A 15,146-nucleotide genomic window follows, 5' to 3' on the forward strand; every position below is an offset into this window, starting at 1 on the left:
CATGACGCTGTTCCAGATGACAAAGACGGTGTTAAAAAGCCTCTTTACCCGCCCGGCAACCCTGATGTACCCGGCAAAGCCGGCCAAGAAGACGGCCAACACCCGGGGCCACGTGAAGATCAACCCCGACGGGTGCATAACCTGCCGGTCCTGCCAGCGCAAGTGCCCCTCGCAGGCGATATCTGTTGAGGTCAAGGAGAAGACCTGGCAGATCGACCAGATGCGCTGCGTTGTCTGTGCCGTCTGCGTGGATGTATGCCCCACGAAGTGTCTCACGATGGACAACCAGTACCGCCCGGCCATGACCGCCCGGGGCGGTGTTGAGACGTTTACCGTTGCAGGGCCAAAGAAGAAGGAGCCGGCAGCAGCACCGGCCGACGGTGGGGTAAAGCCCGCTGAAAAACCAAAGGAATAAATTTTTTAATCCAATCTTTCCGTTTTTGGGAGTTTTTCTTTTATTATTCAGAACCGGCATTACTTTCACGGTCCAGTGCCCTCGTTTTATATTGAGCAATCAATAATAAATTTCAACGATGAACAACCATGAATTGTACACCCATCTGAAAGAGCATCCCAAAAATATCCGTTTCGATCTTTTGTGTACTGCGGCAGAAAAATTCGGGTTCATCTGTCGCGGGGGAAGGGGAAGTCACAGGATTTTCGTTCGGAAAGGAATCCGTGAGATGCTGAACTTCCAGGATGTTGGTGGAAAGGCAAAACCTTATCAGGTGATACAGTTGTGTAAAATAATTGAGCATTATTCGCTGTTGGAGGAGTCCGACCATGCATAAATATGCCATAGAAATTTTCTTTAGCGAGGATGATGGCGGATATATTGCCGTAGTTCCGGAACTTGCCGGCTGTTCCGCATTTGGTGAAACGGAGGAGTCTGCGCTGCACGAGGTCAAGGTTGCGATGGACCTCTGGCTGGAAACGGCAAAAAAGGAGGGGCGCACAATACCAGAACCCCACAAAAAAGAGATTATCAAGAGAGCTCTTAAAAAGATGGACCGGAAAAAAGCGGTTACGTAACGCGTACCATCATTGGCTCTCACCCGCCCCCCTGAAATTTCATCGTAGCGTCACCCATAATTTTCGACGCGAAAAAGCCGGCAAAAGAATAATTCCGGTGGCTGCCCAAAAAGGCAGCCCCCCTTCTCTTCTCGTATTATCACGGCATTTTTATGGGGGCCGGGTCCCGCTTCATGGGCCGGACATTTGCCCCCTCCATCTCTCCCTGTGCCCAGGCAAACCGGTCCCGGATGGTTGGCGGGAGTTCCTTCTCGTCGATCGCAACGAACCCGTAGTTTCCATAGAACCCTGCAAGATCCCAGACAGAATGCATGTAGAGCGTATCCTGCCCGCACGCCTCGACAAGCCCCCAGACCACGGCATTTGCATACCCGTGGCCCCGCTGGCTTGTTGGGGTAAACACGCCATCCACCTCAAAACCATCCGTGTGGCGTTTGCACCGGGCAACCGATACGGCCTGGCCGTCAGAAAACGCAGCAAATATCCGGTCCGTCCTGATGTCACCCTTCGTGTTGTGGTAATCGGTCCAGAGTGCCTCTGCAACAGAAAACTCCGAGGATACAAGCTCCCTCACGGCTGCACCCGTGCGGTGTTTCACCACAAACCGTGCCGGTGACGGCATTACCGGTATTGACGGTGCATCCTCCCCGGTTCCCTCGATCCGGTAACTGCCGGGCGGGACATGGATCACAAACTGTGCCCCGGCGCCCGGGGTGCCGTTCTCCTGGATCGTCATACCGGTCACCTCAACGATCTGGCGGCAGATGAAGAGCCCGATCCCCGCGTGTCCCCCGGCATCATACTCGAATATCTGCTGTTTTTTCTCTGCAGGGATCCCGGCGCCATCATCCCTGATGCAGAGATCGAGCCCGTCGTGGGTCTCGTGATACGTGACAACAATGTTTTTGACCCTGCTCCCGCTGTGCCGCAGGGAGTTGTCCAGGAGATGGGTGAGGACATCAGAAAAGAGCGGATCGGCGTAGACTTCAAGACGTCCAGTCCAGCACCGGATCGGGACGGTTTTGTCATCCGACGGCAACCTGGCAGTTTCAACCGACCGCTGCACGCTTATCCAGGCCGGGGGGAGCGACCCGAGATCCTTGTAGGACTCGGTGAGGAAGAGCTGGCGGGCAGCATTCCATGCGAGTGTCCGGATCTTATCGAAATACAAGTGTATCTGGGTATCGGTGCTGCGGGCATCCGCCTCGTCAACAGTCTCGATGATCTCGTCAACCGACCGGTGGAGATGGTCTGACGAGAAGCGGGCGAGGAGGCTGAGCTTGTCGTTGGCTGTTTTTAAGGCATGCTCGGCATGGACCCGGCCCGTTATATCGAAGAAGGTGAGGATAGCCCGGTCGCCGGGAAGAGAGGCGGCAGAGACAAGGGTGATAAACGAACTCTCGTCAGGACGGCTGAACTCTGTCTCGGTGGCATAGACCGCCCCCTCGCGGGAGAGCCTGCCAAAAAATTCCTCTTCCTCCCCGCCTCTCCAGAAAGACGTGACGGGTGTGCCCTTCAGGTCAGCAGCTTTTTTATTGAGGAGATCGGCAGCCTTCCAGTTGATCTCCTCTATTGTCCGGCTGCTGCTGGCATCAGCAATGAGGATGCTGCCTCCTTCCGAATGGTCGAAGAGACCCTGGTAGAGATCCTCCTTTTCGCGGAGCCGGATGGTTAGGGCTGCAATCAGCCACCCGATAACGACAATAACAATCGCCCGGACCAGTGCCTCGGCAAGAACGGTGAACGAGGATCCGGCAAGGAGAAATACCTGGAGGAGGTAGACGGCCCCGATGCATCCTGCAATGACCGCCCCGCGTCGCGGGTACCGGTATGCGGCGAGCACCACCGGGATGTACAGGAGATGGGGGATGCCTGTCGTTATCCCGAAAAGAAGTCCTGTCAGGGTTGCAAGAAGTGCAACGGCAGCCGTGCCGATGATTCCCGCCTTCCAGACGAGATCGCTCCTCTCAAAGCCTGCGGGAGGTTTCATCGGCCCGCCTCACGATTACCGGTATCCGTTCTCATGCATGGATATGACGAACCAAGCTACATGAGGGTTGCGATTTTTAACGGGCTGGTTAAAATCTCCCGGAACAAAAGAGCCCGTCTCCCCTGTAAGCAAAAGCAACGGTTTCTCAACGGTTTCACGCGAAACTGAATGTTTCCGGTACCAGTGTCTGCAAATCAACGACAACCGCGAGCGCCGGGGTCGGGTTGACGTTCATCTGTTTCTGGAACTTGGTCTGCGACTGCCAGGTTCCCGCGTTGATGCCGAGCACCCCCCGGTAGGTGGTGATGCCCTTGATATGGACATGGCCGGTGTGCAGGATCTCCGGGAGCGGATCGATGATCAGCCGGTCGATCTTCCCGGCCGCAATCGGTGTCCGGCGGCCGTACGCGGGGGCGAGATGGCGGCGGATGAGCATCTCCTCCATCATCAGGCCGCTGTTCTCGTAGGAGGCGCCCGGGATGAGGCCGATCATGTCGTCGATGGATCTCCCGTGGTACATAAGCACCCGGACCCCCTGGAGGCGCACGAGTGCCGGGTTCTCGACGAGCACGCAGTTGTCCGGGAACTTTCTCGTGAACTGCTCCGGCAGCACCGGCTGGGGCTCGGCGCCCCGCACAACGTCGTGGTTGCCGGGCGAGATGATGATCTTCATCCGTGACGGGAGTTTCTGCATCATCTCCCCGAACGCATCGTACTGCTCGTAGATGTTCTTGATGGTCAGCTCCTGTTCCTGGCCCGGGTAAATGCCGATCCCGTCCACGAGGTCGCCTGCAATGAGCAGGTAGGAGAAGTCATTGTCCGCAAGCCAGTCGGCAAAGCGGTTCCAGCATTCCGGCAGGAACGTATCGCTCCCCACGTGGACATCCGAGATGAAGACCGCTTTTCCCGGCTGCTCGCTCTTATACGGCGCATTGTCGATGCGGATGTCCGGGCGGTAGAGGGTCTCGGCAAAGAAGAGTTTCCCGTCGCTGGAGAGCTTGCCCTTGACGCCTATCACCTCGTCCGGGATGAGCTTCTCGGCATCCTCGTGGATTGGCCGGTCCTTCCGGAAGAGGACGGCAACCGAGCCGGACGTGTCCTCGATCTCGGCGATGCGGTGACCGTTCGTGGTGGTCTTCACCTCGACAACCATCCCGATCACGGTACACTCCTCCTGCCGGTACCGGGAGTTCTTGGTGAGCCCCTCGATGGGCATCGACCCGGCCCGGCTCCGGATCATGCCGCCGAGCTTGCTGTACCGGTCCCGGAAATAGTGGAGATAGTCTGCCGACCCGGTGACTGCCCCGGAGGTTCCGGCAATGCCTGCAACCACCTCAACCTCCGGATCCACGAGAAACCGCGTCCCGTCGCGGGTGGGGTGAATCCCGGGGAGATGTTTTGCAGAAACAACGATGGTGTCCTTTGGGACATTTTCGATAATGCGCTCGATCAGCCCGAAATCGTCCTGCTCCTGGATATAGCGCACCACGTCGGGGTGCACCTGCAGCTTTGTATCAAGGAAGCGGAGCGTGATCTCCCGCATATCAAGCATGGTAGAATATCAGCTGCCGATAAAATATAGGCTGGTATTTTACCCATGGCCCGGTGAGGGATCCCCGTTGGGCGGGGTTGATATCCTTCCCGTACCCAGGTACTGGTACCCATTTCCGGGAGAAGGCAATGTCCGATATCGTTTCCATGCTGTTCCTGGGCTTCGTGATCGGCCTTACGGGTGCTCTTGCCCCCGGCCCGACTCTTGTGGCAACGATCAATGCCTCCCTCTCCGGGTCCTGGACTGCAGGCCTCAGGATCTCGCTTGGCCACATCATTGTCGAACTCGCAATTTTCATCCTCATAGTCTTTGGCCTTGCTGCCCTTGCCCAGCCCTATATGGCCGCAATTGCCCTTGTGGGCGGGACGGCGCTCATTCTCTTTGGGGTACTCACGATCCTCGGCAGCAGGACGGCCTCGCTAGACCCGAAGGGGACACTTCCTGCCGGCAACCCGGTTGTGGCGGGTGTCGTCTCCAGCGCCGCCAACCCCTACTTCTGGATCTGGTGGCTCTCGGTCGGGAGCGCGATGGTGATAGCCGGCCTCGAAGGCGGCCTTCTGCTTGCCGCTGTCTTCATGATCGGCCACTGGGCAGCGGATACCGGGTGGTTCACGCTCGTTGCCGCCGGGGTATCCAGGGGTGTCTCGATCCTGACAGACACGATGTACCACCGGATCATGGCAGCCTGCGGGTTGTTTCTCATCGCGTTCGGGATCTATTACATAATCCGTGTCGTGGTTCCCTCCTGACTGCACCAGAGCCATGGTGATTCCACAGGGTTAATGTATAACGGGTCAAACACTATACGAAAATCCAGTACAGGGCGCGATTGCACGTGGCAGAGAAAGAAACCAGACGGGATATACGATCACTTTTCACCCAATTCAAAACGAGCAACCACTGGGCGGTCTCGCTTGCCCGCGACCTCCTCTGGGTTGTCGTGGTGGTCGGGGCTATCGCCCTCGCCCTGTACCTCATCTGCGGTACCTGGCCGGCCGTTGTGACCATCGAGTCCAAGAGCATGGACCCGAACATGAAGGTCGGGGATCTCGTTGTCGTGGTCCAGAAGGACCGGTACGGGGAGTTCCAGACCTGGGTGGATGGCAAAGCGGCAAACAACTCCAGGTTCGGGAGTTACGGGGATGTCATCATCTACAAACCCAACGGCCTGACAACGGTCCACCCGATCATCCACCGGGCTGTTGCCTATGCCACCGACGAGCCCATGACCGAGATCCGGGGCAATACGCTCAAGACGAATTACACCGCACCCCATCCCGGTTACATAACCTGGGGGGATAACAACCCCTACCCGGACCAGTTCGTCTCCTTTACGGGAATCGGGAACCCGGAACCGGTCAGGGAGGAGTGGATTGTAGGAAAATCCCTCTTCACGGTTCCCCTGGTCGGGTACCTGCCCCTCCACATCGTGGAAGTGGTGATCGTTGTTATCGTCATCATGATACTGCACGAGATGTACGTGCGGTCACGGGAAGAGAAAGAGACAAAACCGGCAAAGAAGGCCGGCAAGAAGCAGCGGTAGGAGGGAAAAGCGCACATGACAAAAACCTCAACCCTCCTTGACGATGTTCTCGGGGGCCACCGTCTTACGGATAAGGAAGCCGCGGGACTGCTCAGCGCAAAGGACCGCACGATCCTGAAGATCCTTTCAGCAGCCGATGAACTGCGGGAACAGAAGACGGGCAGCGTTGTCACGTACGTGAAGAACCAGAACCTCCACGTCACCAACATCTGCAAGAACCTCTGCGGTTTCTGCGGTTTCGGCCGGAAGGCTACTGACGAGGGGGCGTACTGCAATGACAGGGAGGCGATCCAGGCCAAGGCCCGGCTTGCAAAGGAACGGGGCGTCACCGAGATCTGTTTCCTCTCGGGCGTTCACCCGGGGTTCACGCTCGACACCTACTGCGAACTGATGGACTGGGTGCATGAGGTTGACCCGAAGGTCCACATCCATGCCTTCAGCCCGGACGAGGTGGCGTTTGCAGCAAAGAAGCTGAAATGCCCGACAACCGAGGTGCTTGCCCGGCTCCAGAAGGAAGGCCTTGGCACGATCCAGGGTACAGCAGCTGAGATCCTCGTGGATTCCGTCAGGGAGGTCATCTGTCCAAGGAAAGTCCCCACTGCCGAGTGGATCCGGATCATCAGGGAAGCTCACACCATGGGCCTGCGATCCACGGCAACCATCATGTACGGCTCGTATGAGTCTTCGAAAGACCAGGCCGAACACCTCGGTCTCCTGAGGGCGATCCAGGACGAGACCCACGGGTTCACCGAGCTCGTGACCCTCCCCTTCGTCCACACCAACACCCCCCTCTTCCAGCAGGGCATTGCCCGGGCCGGGTCAACCGGTCGCGAGGATCTCCTGATGATCGCCGTTGCCCGCCTCTTCCTCGACAACTTCGACAACATCCAGGTGGCCTGGGGCAAAGTGGGGCTCAAGATGACCCAGCTCGCACTCCTGTCAGGGGCCAACGATCTTGCCGGCACCATGTTCACGGACGACGTGACCGGAAACGCCGGGGCATCCGGTTCGGACTATCTCGATCCAAAGGATATGGAGCGGATAGTTGCCGATCTCGGGCGGACGCTCCGGCAGCGCACAACGCTCTACGAGCTGGTGTAAACCGGATCCCCTGTTTTTTTTGATCAGGCCAACAAAAAAGAATATCAGAGCAGTTCCAGCGCTTCCCTGCCCGTCATGCCGGTCTTGATTCCGCGGCTGATGGCCGACCGGTTGGCTTCGCTGACAATCCCGCTCAGGAGGTCATCGGTATCCACAATCGACGGCCCGAGGGAGGGGCGTACCTTTGCGGCCGGGTAGCTGAACTTGTCCAGGGCCGCAACGTCAAAAGCCCCGCATCCGACAAGCCCCATGTCGGTTCTCACCGCAACGAGATTTGCCGGTCCAAGGGGGATGATGAACCCTTTTGCGGTTCTCCCGGCCAGTTTCACGTTCATCTGCTGCATCATTAAAAGATGGTTGTCGTGCCGGATTATAATTCTGCGGAATCCGGATGCGATACCTTTACTTTTCTCCGGGGGGTACACTGCGTACGAAACCCGGGGTGCGTATGGACAGGAATATCAGGACATTACTCAGCGATGTGAAAGCCGGCCACCGGCTGGATGAAGACGAAGCGGTCTTTCTCTTTAAGATCCGCGACCGGCAGGTCTGGGAGATTGCAGCAGCCGCAGACGAGGTGCGTGAAGAGCGGGCCGGAAATGCGGTCACGTATGTCCGCAACCAGAACATCAACGTGACCAACCTCTGCGTCAACTCCTGCGGCTTCTGCGGGTACTCGAAGAAGCCGGGGGATCCGGGGATCTATTTCCACGACAAAGCGGCAATCCAGAAAAAGGTGGCCCTTGCCCAGGAGCGCAAGGTCTCCGAGATCTGCAGCGTGAGCGGGCTGCATCCCGACTTTTCCGCACAGTCCTACACCGATGTCTACCGCTGGATCCGCGAGGCGGCGCCAAATGTCCACATTCATGCGGGAAACCCGATGGAAGTTGCCTATGCGGCAAAGAAAAGCCACCTCAGCACGGTCGAGGTACTGGACCGGATGAAGGAGGCAGGCCTCGGCTCAATGTGCGGGACGGCTGCCGAGATCCTCGTGGATTCCGTCCGTGACAAAATCTGCCACCAGAAGATCCCGACTACCGAGTGGGTCCGGATCATCACCGAGGCCCACGGCCTTGGAATCCGGACCACCGCAACGATCATGTACGGCCACTGCGAGACGGACCGGGACCGGGCACAACACCTCGGCATTCTCCGGGACATCCAGGACGAGACCGGGGGATTTACCGAGTTCGTCCCCCTCTCGTTCATCCACATGAACACCCCGATCTTCCGGCAGGGTAAGGCCCGGGCCGGGGCAACGGGCAGGGAAGACCTCCTGATGGTGGCGGTTGCCCGGCTCTTCCTTGACAATTTCCGGAACATCCAGGTCTCCTGGGTGAAAGAGGGCATCAAGATGGCCCAGCTCGGCCTCATTGCCGGGGGAAACGATCTCGGCGGGACCATGTTCGAGGAGAGCATCTCCAAGGGGGCGGGGGCAACCAATACGGACTACCTCGACCCGGCCGAGATGCAGCGCGTTGCCGAGGATCTCGGGCGGACGCTTGCGCGGAGAACAACCCTGTACGAACCGGTCCCGTAAGGGGATACCGGAGGGATGTGAAATGCGGCGGAAAGACCGGGAGATTACGGATTGTGAGGAGATGGCTGAGATCCTCAGATCAGCTCCCGTATGCCGGCTTGCCATGGCTGACGGGGACGAGCCCTACGTGGTTCCGCTCTGCTTCGGGATTGATGGCAGAACAATCTACCTCCACATGGCCCATGAAGGAAAAAAGACCGATATCCTGAAGAAAAACCCGCGCTGCTGTCTGGAAGTGGACAGCACCGAAGGCCCGCTCCCGGGCGACAACCCCTGTTCATGGGAGATGCAGTACCGGAGCGTGATCTGCACCGGGACTGCCCTGTTCGTGGAGGAACCCGGAGAGAAGCGCCATGCGCTCAACTGTATCCTTAAGCATTACGGGGGAGAGACGCACGACTTCCGGGAAAAAGACCTGGAACGGGTCTGCGTGATCCGGATCGATATCCGGGAGATGACTGCAAAAAAGCACGGGTACTGAGTGCTTACCCGTGCCGGGTCTTGACGAGCCGGATTATCTTATCCGCCGTCTTCTCGGCTTTCTGGACCGCTTCGGCATCGTTGAGCACGTCGCCCTCCTTAAATCCCGTCCCCTTCACGGACCCGAGCGACGAGAACTCGTGGGTTGAGAGGAACCCTTCGAGCGTCTGGATGGTCCGGGTCACTCCCTTGTTTGCGTGGACCCCCACCGCAACGCCTTTCCTGCCGGCCAGTTTGCGGTCATGGTAGAGAGAGTAGGTGCGATCGATGAAGTTCTTGGTGTGGCCGTTGACGTCAAAGTAATACGTGGGGGAGCCGATGACCAGGACATCGCAGTCAAGCACTTTTCTGATGATGTCATCCCAGTCATCGTTCTCGATGATGCACCACTTCTTCTCCCGGCACTTTTCGCAGCCCAGGCAGGGCTGGATCTTCTTTCCCGCAAGCGACACGAACTCCGTCCTGATACCGGCCTCGTTGCACCGGTTGAGGATGATCTTCACGAGACTCGCGGTATTGCCCTCCTTCCGCATGCTTCCCGAGATACCCAGAACCTTCATATGTTACCGTTACTGCGCTATGGGTTCTTGATGGTTGTGGTGACCGGTTCCAGGGCCAGTGACCGGAAGGCAGATCCGATCTCGTTTGCGGGGTTACGGGTGCGGTAAACGAGGTGGGACGGGCAGGTGCAGTCGCTGCACCCGAACCCGGGAATACCCGGTTCCGCGAGAACTCCTGCGAGCCGGCACTCAAACCGCTCGCCGGTCACAGCGTGGACCGTGGACCGGAGCGAAAAACGACTGTCGGTGGAGAGGTAATCCACGTGCCACTTCGGGCGCTTGTCCCTGGCATGGGAGAGGGCGATATGGCGCTCCAGACGGGCAAGCCCCCCGCTCCCGAGCGCCGAGCCCACGTAGATGTACCAGCCCCTCCGGAACGCGATCTCCCCGAGCGCCCCGACCCCTGCCGTGCAGCCAGGACTTGAAAAAACAAGGCAGTAGATTCCCTTATCCATAGCCGCTCTTCATGAGCCCCAGCGCCGCCGCAATGCACCGGCTGCCGTTCTCATCCGTGGGCTCGCCATGCCCGGCGTACAGTCCTTCGACATCGAGCAGGGAGAGCCGGTCGAGCGAGCGGGCAAGGTCGGTCCTGCTCCCGCCGGGGAAGTCGTAGCGCCCGAAGTAGCCGTCCGCAAACACCGTATCCCCGCTGATGAGCACATGGTCCTTTTCGGACCAGAGACAGATGCTTCCCCGGGTGTGGCCCGGCGTGTGGATGACCACGAGATCGCCGATTTTGTCGCCTTCCTTGAGCTTGATGTCGGGAAGGATGCCCGGCGAGCGGGCACCGAAGTTCATCGAGAGGCTCTTCATGTCCTCAAGGAGGCCGAGGGCATCCTCCGTATGGATGGCAACCTTGGCCTTGCACATGTGCGCGATCTCTTTCACCCGGGCGATATGGTCATAGTGGCAGTGGGTGAGAACGATGGTATCGATCTCCTCCTTATAAGGTTGTACCGCCATCGGCAGGACCCCCGCATCCACCAGCACATTTCCAACAATGTACGCGTTGGCGTACACCGACTCCCCACAAAGCCACCTGACCTGCATGCACAATAATAAGGAGCCGGAACAGATGTTTCTTATGGATTTGCTCATCCGCAGGTGCTGCCGCGGGACCCAGCCGGAACTTGAAGCGGTTGCACGGGCGGAACAGATGGAGCCGGAACGGCTCGCGCGGGGAATCGCTGCCGGGAGGATCGTTGTCCCGGCCAACCCCGTCCGGGAACACCAGCGGTGTGCGATCGGGACCGGCTGTTCGGTCAAGATCAATGTGAACGTCGGGACTTCCGGGAGCCGGTGCGACCCCGCTCTGGAAGAGGTGAAGGCAAAGGCAGCGCTTGAGAACGGCGCCGATGCCTTGATGGACCTCTCCACGGGAGGCGACCTTGTCGCGATCCGCAAGAAGATGCTCGCTCTCGACACAACTGTCGGGACCGTCCCCATCTACGAGGCCGTGCGCCGGGCGGGAAATGCCCGGGATGTCACTCCCGACCTGCTCTTCACGGTGATAAGGGAGCACTGCAAACAGGGCGTTGATTTCCTCACCCTCCACTGCGGGGTGAACATGCAGGCCCTTTCTGCGCTGAAGTCCGATCCCCGGCTGATGGGGGTCGTGAGCCGGGGGGGCTCGTTCCACTGCGCGATGATGATGCAGCGCAGGGAGGAGAACCCGCTCTATGCCGAGTACGACTACCTGCTTGAGATCCTTGCGGAATACGACGTGACGGTCAGCCTCGGGGACGGGATGCGGCCCGGCTGCCTCCAGGATGCCGGGAAACTCGCAAAGTCCGTGGAGTACGTGACCCTCGGGAACCTTGCAAAGCGGGCGCAGGCAGCAGGCGTCCAGCGGATGATCGAGGGACCGGGCCACATGCCGCTCGACCAGGTGGGCTACAATGTGCGGATGATCAAGGAGATCACCGACCATGCCCCGCTCTACCTGCTCGGCCCGATCGTCACCGACATTGCGCCGGGCTACGACCATGTCGTGGCGGCCATTGGTGGGGCAACGGCCTGCCTGAACGGCGCCGATTTCCTCTGCATGGTCTCGCCGAGCGAGCACCTCGCCCTCCCGGATGTCGCGGACATCATCGAAGGGACCCGGGTGGCAAAGATCGCAGCGCACGTTGGCGACACCGTCCGGAAGCACGAGGGCTGGAAGATGGACCGCGAGGTCCGGATGGCCGAGGCCCGGCACGAACTGGACTGGGACGAGCAGTTCAAACTCGCATTATACGGGGATCATGCCCGGAAGATCCACGAGCGGGACGGTGAGACCGATACCTGCTCGATGTGCGGGGATCTCTGTGCGGTCAAGATGGTGAATGAGTTGTTCGGGACCGGGAAGAAGACCGGGAAGGAATGATCAGACAACGAAACGTAAAGAAAAATGTGGGAATCTGAGTGAACATTGATACAAAAGTTTCTTTTTTTGATCATTACCGTGCACGAAAATAGCCAAAATCGTGCATTATGATGTATTGAGTGCACGGAATCGGGAAGAATGACTGAGAGGTACATGGGGTATCAGATAACCACTTGGTACTCCAATCGTTTTCCAGCCGGACCCGGTCCGGATTTCCCGTAGCCTTCAAAAAATATAACATCGGACAATCCCATCATCTATACTAAGAGGGATGTGCCGTGCCAAGGATCAGCCAGTCTCACAGGAAGCGGTCGGTTGACGAGATCCAGCAGGATCTCCGGGCACACCTGCCGGAACTCCGGGTTCGTTATGGCATTACCTACCTCGGGATATTCGGCTCCTATGTCCGGGGCGAGCAGAAAACGACAAGCGATGTGGACATTCTCGTTGAGTTCGACCGCCCGGGAACCCTCCTTGATTTTATCCATCTCCAGAATGACCTTGAGGATCTCCTTGGCGTCCGGGTTGACCTTGTGGAGAAGAGCGGCCTCAAACCCGCGATCAGGCCGTACGTGCTTGCTGAAGTCGTGCCGGTATGATCTGGTCGATGTGCGAGAATATGAGCATCGTGAAGATTAGGGGCAACCTCTTCGGGACAACGGAGGAGACGATGAATGAATAAATAAATCTCGCTGAAAATTTCGTTTTTCACACCAATTGTATCGTTTTCTCTCAAAGCCTATCCATCACAGGATGCGCTCCTGCGATTCCCAGGAACAAGATGACTCATTTTCGATTCGGATGGTGACTTCCCACAATCGTTTGAGGGGCACAATACAGAATCCATCCCATTATTTTCGGTCTTTCTTCGAAAGCAATTTATCCTTGATTGTTGATAATACGATATCATGGCAATTATAGTAGCGGATGCTCAAGTTGTAAAACAAACACTTCCCTCCTGTATGGTTATTGTAGATTATTTGAATAAAATAGATAAGCGGGAAAGGGAAGCAATGAAATCTGATCTACTGAAGCTTCGAAATGAATTATTTAAAAATAATATCATTTTACCTCTAGATTTCGGACCGTATGGTGAACAATTGTATAGTGATAAATTCAATCGTGATATCTCTTTTTTAAATTCGGCCGGTATGATTGAAGAAAAAGTTGGCTCGATTGTATATCAAATAACTGATCGGGGAAGAGAATTAGACACAGAGAGATCTGAATGGTATGGAAATATTTCGGAAACAGCAATTGCCACATATGATGAAATTTTATCGAATTTAATCCGTGAAATCCAGCCGCAATAATTTTAAATCATGCCCCCTGCAAAATGGAAATATATCAAAGATCCAGTCCACGGACTTGTAAAAATCTCAAATGAAGATTTGGAAATTATTAGTACCCCTCTTTTCCAAAGGTTACGCAATCTCCATCATATGGGTACAGCATTTTTGACTTATCCGGGGGCGACCCACTCTAGATTTGAACATAGTTTGGGTGTGGCCGAACTCGGAACATCTGTTTTCAAAAATGTCATTTGTAATTCATCAGGAGCTAATGCTGCAATTTGGAATAATCCGGATGAACGTAAAAAAATGGAGAAAACTCTTAGATATGCGTGTCTTCTTCATGATATAGGTCATACACCATTCTCCCATACGTGTGAAGGTTTTTATTCCCACGAAATTGACGAAATAAAAGCGAAAATTTTGTCAAAGCTTAATTTTGTAACAATGGACGGAGAATCAAACGAGCAGGTACTGATTGAGAAAGCCAATCATGAAATTATTGGATGCTACGTTATTTTAACAGAGTATAGAGAGAAATTGGAAGGACTTGGTGTTAACGCAGAAAGTGTTGCAGCGATGATATTAGGTCGTGTAAACAAGGATGTTGGTAATGATCTTTTCAAACCCTATACAATATTAGCACAAATCCTCAACTCTCCCATTGACGTTGATAAATTTGATTATTTATTACGCGATAATTATATGACGGGTTCAGCGCTTATCTCGCTTGATAAAGAAAGACTTCTATCGACATATACGATTTTAGATGATATTTTAGTATTAAGTGGAAAAGCTTTGAGTGTAATCTCTAATTTAATAATTGGGCGGCAACAAGTCTATATGTGGGTATATCAGCACCACAAGGTTGTTTATACAAATGCGCTGCTGGAAAAAATTTTAAAAAGATTAATCGAAGATGGAAAAATCAAACCCGATTTTTTTTCAGTGAAAAATTTGATAGATAACAAAATTGATGATTATGATGTTATCACTCAAATTCGAAATAATTACGATAATCCCAAAATTAAAAATCTATACGAATCTTGGAGAGAGCGAAAGTTCTTAAAATCTCCCTGGAAAAATGCGTATGACTTCCGTAACAAAATTGATAATGAGGTTTCGAGGAGTGATTTATTAACAATTTCAAAAGCGAATCCAGCACTGCTTGAGCAAAAGATCGCGGAAACGTTGAGGGTTGATCCTGATAACGTTCTTGTATGTTGGACAAAATTTGTGCCTTATGCTGAACAACAGGGATTAGACATTATGATCGATATTGATGGATCTCCCATTAGTGCGGTCGCAACATTACGGATGAGCACAGAAGGAATTAAAAAGTATACAGAAGTTCCCTATGTATACGTAGAGGAGGAAAAATTACCTGAAATTCTACCTTATTTACAGTGTTATCGAAGAAGAGCTCATTAACGTTTTAATTTCGTTCTCTCCCCTCTTTCCATCAGAACCTGCCTGAAAAATTTTCATGATAATTGCAATAAGTAACCTTTCTTAAATCTACAAGACTTCGATTATATCCTACATTTCGCAGGACTCCCTAACGAAATAATAATTCCTAAAAGCGGGACCCATGATGTTGAGGATGTCCAGAGTTTCGTCCTCCAGATTCACGATAAACCGTTTGCTTTGAGAATTCACAGATAGAATAACTTCGGCCGGTCTCATAA

General features: G+C 55.1%; 17 protein-coding genes. 11 read left to right on the top strand and 6 right to left on the bottom strand.

The window, feature by feature from the left end; genetic code table 11:
• Position 1: 1 nt before the first annotated feature.
• Positions 2-415, top strand: coding sequence for a 4Fe-4S dicluster domain-containing protein (locus tag WC598_RS08935; protein WP_372961143.1), 414 nt, complete (start codon positions 2-4; stop codon positions 413-415).
• A gap of 368 nt (positions 416-783) precedes the next feature.
• Positions 784-1,032 (top strand): type II toxin-antitoxin system HicB family antitoxin, encoded by a 249-nt coding sequence (locus tag WC598_RS08940; RefSeq protein ID WP_372961144.1) that lies wholly within the window; start codon positions 784-786, stop codon positions 1,030-1,032.
• 139 nt (positions 1,033-1,171) lie between these two features.
• Here the strand turns inward: WC598_RS08940 and WC598_RS08945 are convergent, their stop codons facing one another.
• Entirely contained in the window at positions 1,172-3,022 is a 1,851-nt protein-coding gene (locus tag WC598_RS08945) for an ATP-binding protein (RefSeq protein WP_372961145.1), read from the bottom strand.
• A gap of 154 nt (positions 3,023-3,176) precedes the next feature.
• The gene (locus tag WC598_RS08950) at positions 3,177-4,574 is read right to left on the bottom strand and encodes a DNA-directed DNA polymerase II small subunit (protein WP_372961146.1); all 1,398 of its coding nucleotides are present in this window, start codon (positions 4,572-4,574) and stop codon (positions 3,177-3,179) included.
• 128 nt (positions 4,575-4,702) lie between these two features.
• On the opposite strand from WC598_RS08950, the gene WC598_RS08955 reads away from it, so the two are divergent.
• The 3 genes from WC598_RS08955 to cofH (WC598_RS08965) all read left to right on the top strand — a co-directional run bounded on the left by WC598_RS08955 (position 4,703) and on the right by cofH (WC598_RS08965) (position 7,218).
• On the top strand, positions 4,703-5,323 hold the full coding sequence (locus tag WC598_RS08955; RefSeq protein WP_372961147.1) for a LysE family transporter: 621 nt from the start codon (positions 4,703-4,705) through the stop codon (positions 5,321-5,323).
• Positions 5,324-5,409: 86 nt separating this feature from the next.
• Complete coding sequence (locus WC598_RS08960; RefSeq protein ID WP_372961148.1) at positions 5,410-6,117, top strand: signal peptidase I; 708 nt, start codon at positions 5,410-5,412, stop codon at positions 6,115-6,117.
• Positions 6,118-6,132: 15 nt separating this feature from the next.
• Positions 6,133-7,218, top strand: coding sequence for a 5-amino-6-(D-ribitylamino)uracil--L-tyrosine 4-hydroxyphenyl transferase CofH (gene cofH / locus WC598_RS08965; protein WP_372961149.1), 1,086 nt, complete (start codon positions 6,133-6,135; stop codon positions 7,216-7,218).
• Between the two features lie 44 nt (positions 7,219-7,262).
• Here cofH (WC598_RS08965) and WC598_RS08970 read toward each other — a convergent pair whose 3' ends face one another.
• On the bottom strand, positions 7,263-7,565 hold the full coding sequence (locus WC598_RS08970; protein WP_372961150.1) for a YunC family protein: 303 nt from the start codon (positions 7,563-7,565) through the stop codon (positions 7,263-7,265).
• A 101-nt stretch (positions 7,566-7,666) separates the two neighbouring features.
• Here WC598_RS08970 and cofH (WC598_RS08975) point away from each other — a divergent pair, with 101 nt between their 5' ends.
• Positions 7,667-8,758, top strand: coding sequence for a 5-amino-6-(D-ribitylamino)uracil--L-tyrosine 4-hydroxyphenyl transferase CofH (cofH, locus tag WC598_RS08975; protein WP_372961151.1), 1,092 nt, complete (start codon positions 7,667-7,669; stop codon positions 8,756-8,758).
• 22 nt (positions 8,759-8,780) lie between these two features.
• The gene (locus WC598_RS08980; protein ID WP_372961152.1) at positions 8,781-9,239 is read left to right on the top strand and encodes a pyridoxamine 5'-phosphate oxidase family protein; all 459 of its coding nucleotides are present in this window, start codon (positions 8,781-8,783) and stop codon (positions 9,237-9,239) included.
• 4 nt (positions 9,240-9,243) lie between these two features.
• On the opposite strand, the gene WC598_RS08985 is transcribed toward WC598_RS08980, so the two are convergent.
• From WC598_RS08985 to WC598_RS08995, 3 genes are read right to left on the bottom strand one after another with little or no spacing between them, the layout of a single operon-like run.
• Positions 9,244-9,798: a flavodoxin family protein gene (locus tag WC598_RS08985; protein WP_372961153.1), complete on the bottom strand. Its 555-nt coding sequence runs from the start codon at positions 9,796-9,798 to the stop codon at positions 9,244-9,246.
• A gap of 17 nt (positions 9,799-9,815) precedes the next feature.
• On the bottom strand, positions 9,816-10,253 hold the full coding sequence (locus tag WC598_RS08990; protein WP_372961154.1) for a DUF123 domain-containing protein: 438 nt from the start codon (positions 10,251-10,253) through the stop codon (positions 9,816-9,818).
• Positions 10,246-10,848, bottom strand: coding sequence for an MBL fold metallo-hydrolase (locus WC598_RS08995; RefSeq protein WP_372961155.1), 603 nt, complete (start codon positions 10,846-10,848; stop codon positions 10,246-10,248). The genes WC598_RS08990 and WC598_RS08995 overlap by 8 nt, the downstream gene beginning before the upstream one ends.
• Before the next feature lie 25 nt (positions 10,849-10,873).
• Between WC598_RS08995 and thiC the strand changes: the two genes are divergently transcribed.
• From thiC to WC598_RS09015, 4 genes are all read left to right on the top strand, one after another.
• On the top strand, positions 10,874-12,166 hold the full coding sequence (gene thiC, locus WC598_RS09000) for a phosphomethylpyrimidine synthase ThiC (RefSeq protein ID WP_372961156.1): 1,293 nt from the start codon (positions 10,874-10,876) through the stop codon (positions 12,164-12,166).
• 278 nt (positions 12,167-12,444) lie between these two features.
• Positions 12,445-12,765, top strand: a complete 321-nt coding sequence (locus tag WC598_RS09005; RefSeq protein ID WP_372961157.1) for a nucleotidyltransferase family protein — start codon at positions 12,445-12,447, stop codon at positions 12,763-12,765.
• 309 nt (positions 12,766-13,074) lie between these two features.
• Positions 13,075-13,479, top strand: coding sequence for a hypothetical protein (locus WC598_RS09010; RefSeq protein ID WP_372961158.1), 405 nt, complete (start codon positions 13,075-13,077; stop codon positions 13,477-13,479).
• A gap of 9 nt (positions 13,480-13,488) precedes the next feature.
• On the top strand, positions 13,489-14,889 hold the full coding sequence (locus WC598_RS09015; protein ID WP_372961159.1) for an HD domain-containing protein: 1,401 nt from the start codon (positions 13,489-13,491) through the stop codon (positions 14,887-14,889).
• Positions 14,890-15,146 lie beyond the last annotated feature (257 nt).

The organism is Methanoregula sp. (assembly GCF_041645475.1).
GTDB lineage: Archaea > Halobacteriota > Methanomicrobia > Methanomicrobiales > Methanospirillaceae > Methanoregula.

Coding starts and splice junctions, on each gene's coding strand:
- WC598_RS08955 (WP_372961147.1), top strand. CDS start 4,703: ATGTCCGATATCGTTTCCATGCTGTTCCTGGGCTTCGTGATCGGCCTT.
- WC598_RS08985 (WP_372961153.1), bottom strand. CDS start 9,798: ATGAAGGTTCTGGGTATCTCGGGAAGCATGCGGAAGGAGGGCAATACC.
- WC598_RS08995 (WP_372961155.1), bottom strand. CDS start 10,848: ATGCAGGTCAGGTGGCTTTGTGGGGAGTCGGTGTACGCCAACGCGTAC.
- WC598_RS08945 (WP_372961145.1), bottom strand. CDS start 3,022: ATGAAACCTCCCGCAGGCTTTGAGAGGAGCGATCTCGTCTGGAAGGCG.
- WC598_RS08940 (WP_372961144.1), top strand. CDS start 784: ATGCATAAATATGCCATAGAAATTTTCTTTAGCGAGGATGATGGCGGA.
- cofH (WP_372961151.1), top strand. CDS start 7,667: ATGGACAGGAATATCAGGACATTACTCAGCGATGTGAAAGCCGGCCAC.
- WC598_RS09015 (WP_372961159.1), top strand. CDS start 13,489: ATGCCCCCTGCAAAATGGAAATATATCAAAGATCCAGTCCACGGACTT.
- WC598_RS08935 (WP_372961143.1), top strand. CDS start 2: ATGACGCTGTTCCAGATGACAAAGACGGTGTTAAAAAGCCTCTTTACC.
- thiC (WP_372961156.1), top strand. CDS start 10,874: ATGTTTCTTATGGATTTGCTCATCCGCAGGTGCTGCCGCGGGACCCAG.
- WC598_RS08950 (WP_372961146.1), bottom strand. CDS start 4,574: ATGCTTGATATGCGGGAGATCACGCTCCGCTTCCTTGATACAAAGCTG.
- WC598_RS08980 (WP_372961152.1), top strand. CDS start 8,781: ATGCGGCGGAAAGACCGGGAGATTACGGATTGTGAGGAGATGGCTGAG.
- WC598_RS08970 (WP_372961150.1), bottom strand. CDS start 7,565: ATGATGCAGCAGATGAACGTGAAACTGGCCGGGAGAACCGCAAAAGGG.
- WC598_RS08990 (WP_372961154.1), bottom strand. CDS start 10,253: ATGGATAAGGGAATCTACTGCCTTGTTTTTTCAAGTCCTGGCTGCACG.
- WC598_RS09010 (WP_372961158.1), top strand. CDS start 13,075: ATGGCAATTATAGTAGCGGATGCTCAAGTTGTAAAACAAACACTTCCC.
- cofH (WP_372961149.1), top strand. CDS start 6,133: ATGACAAAAACCTCAACCCTCCTTGACGATGTTCTCGGGGGCCACCGT.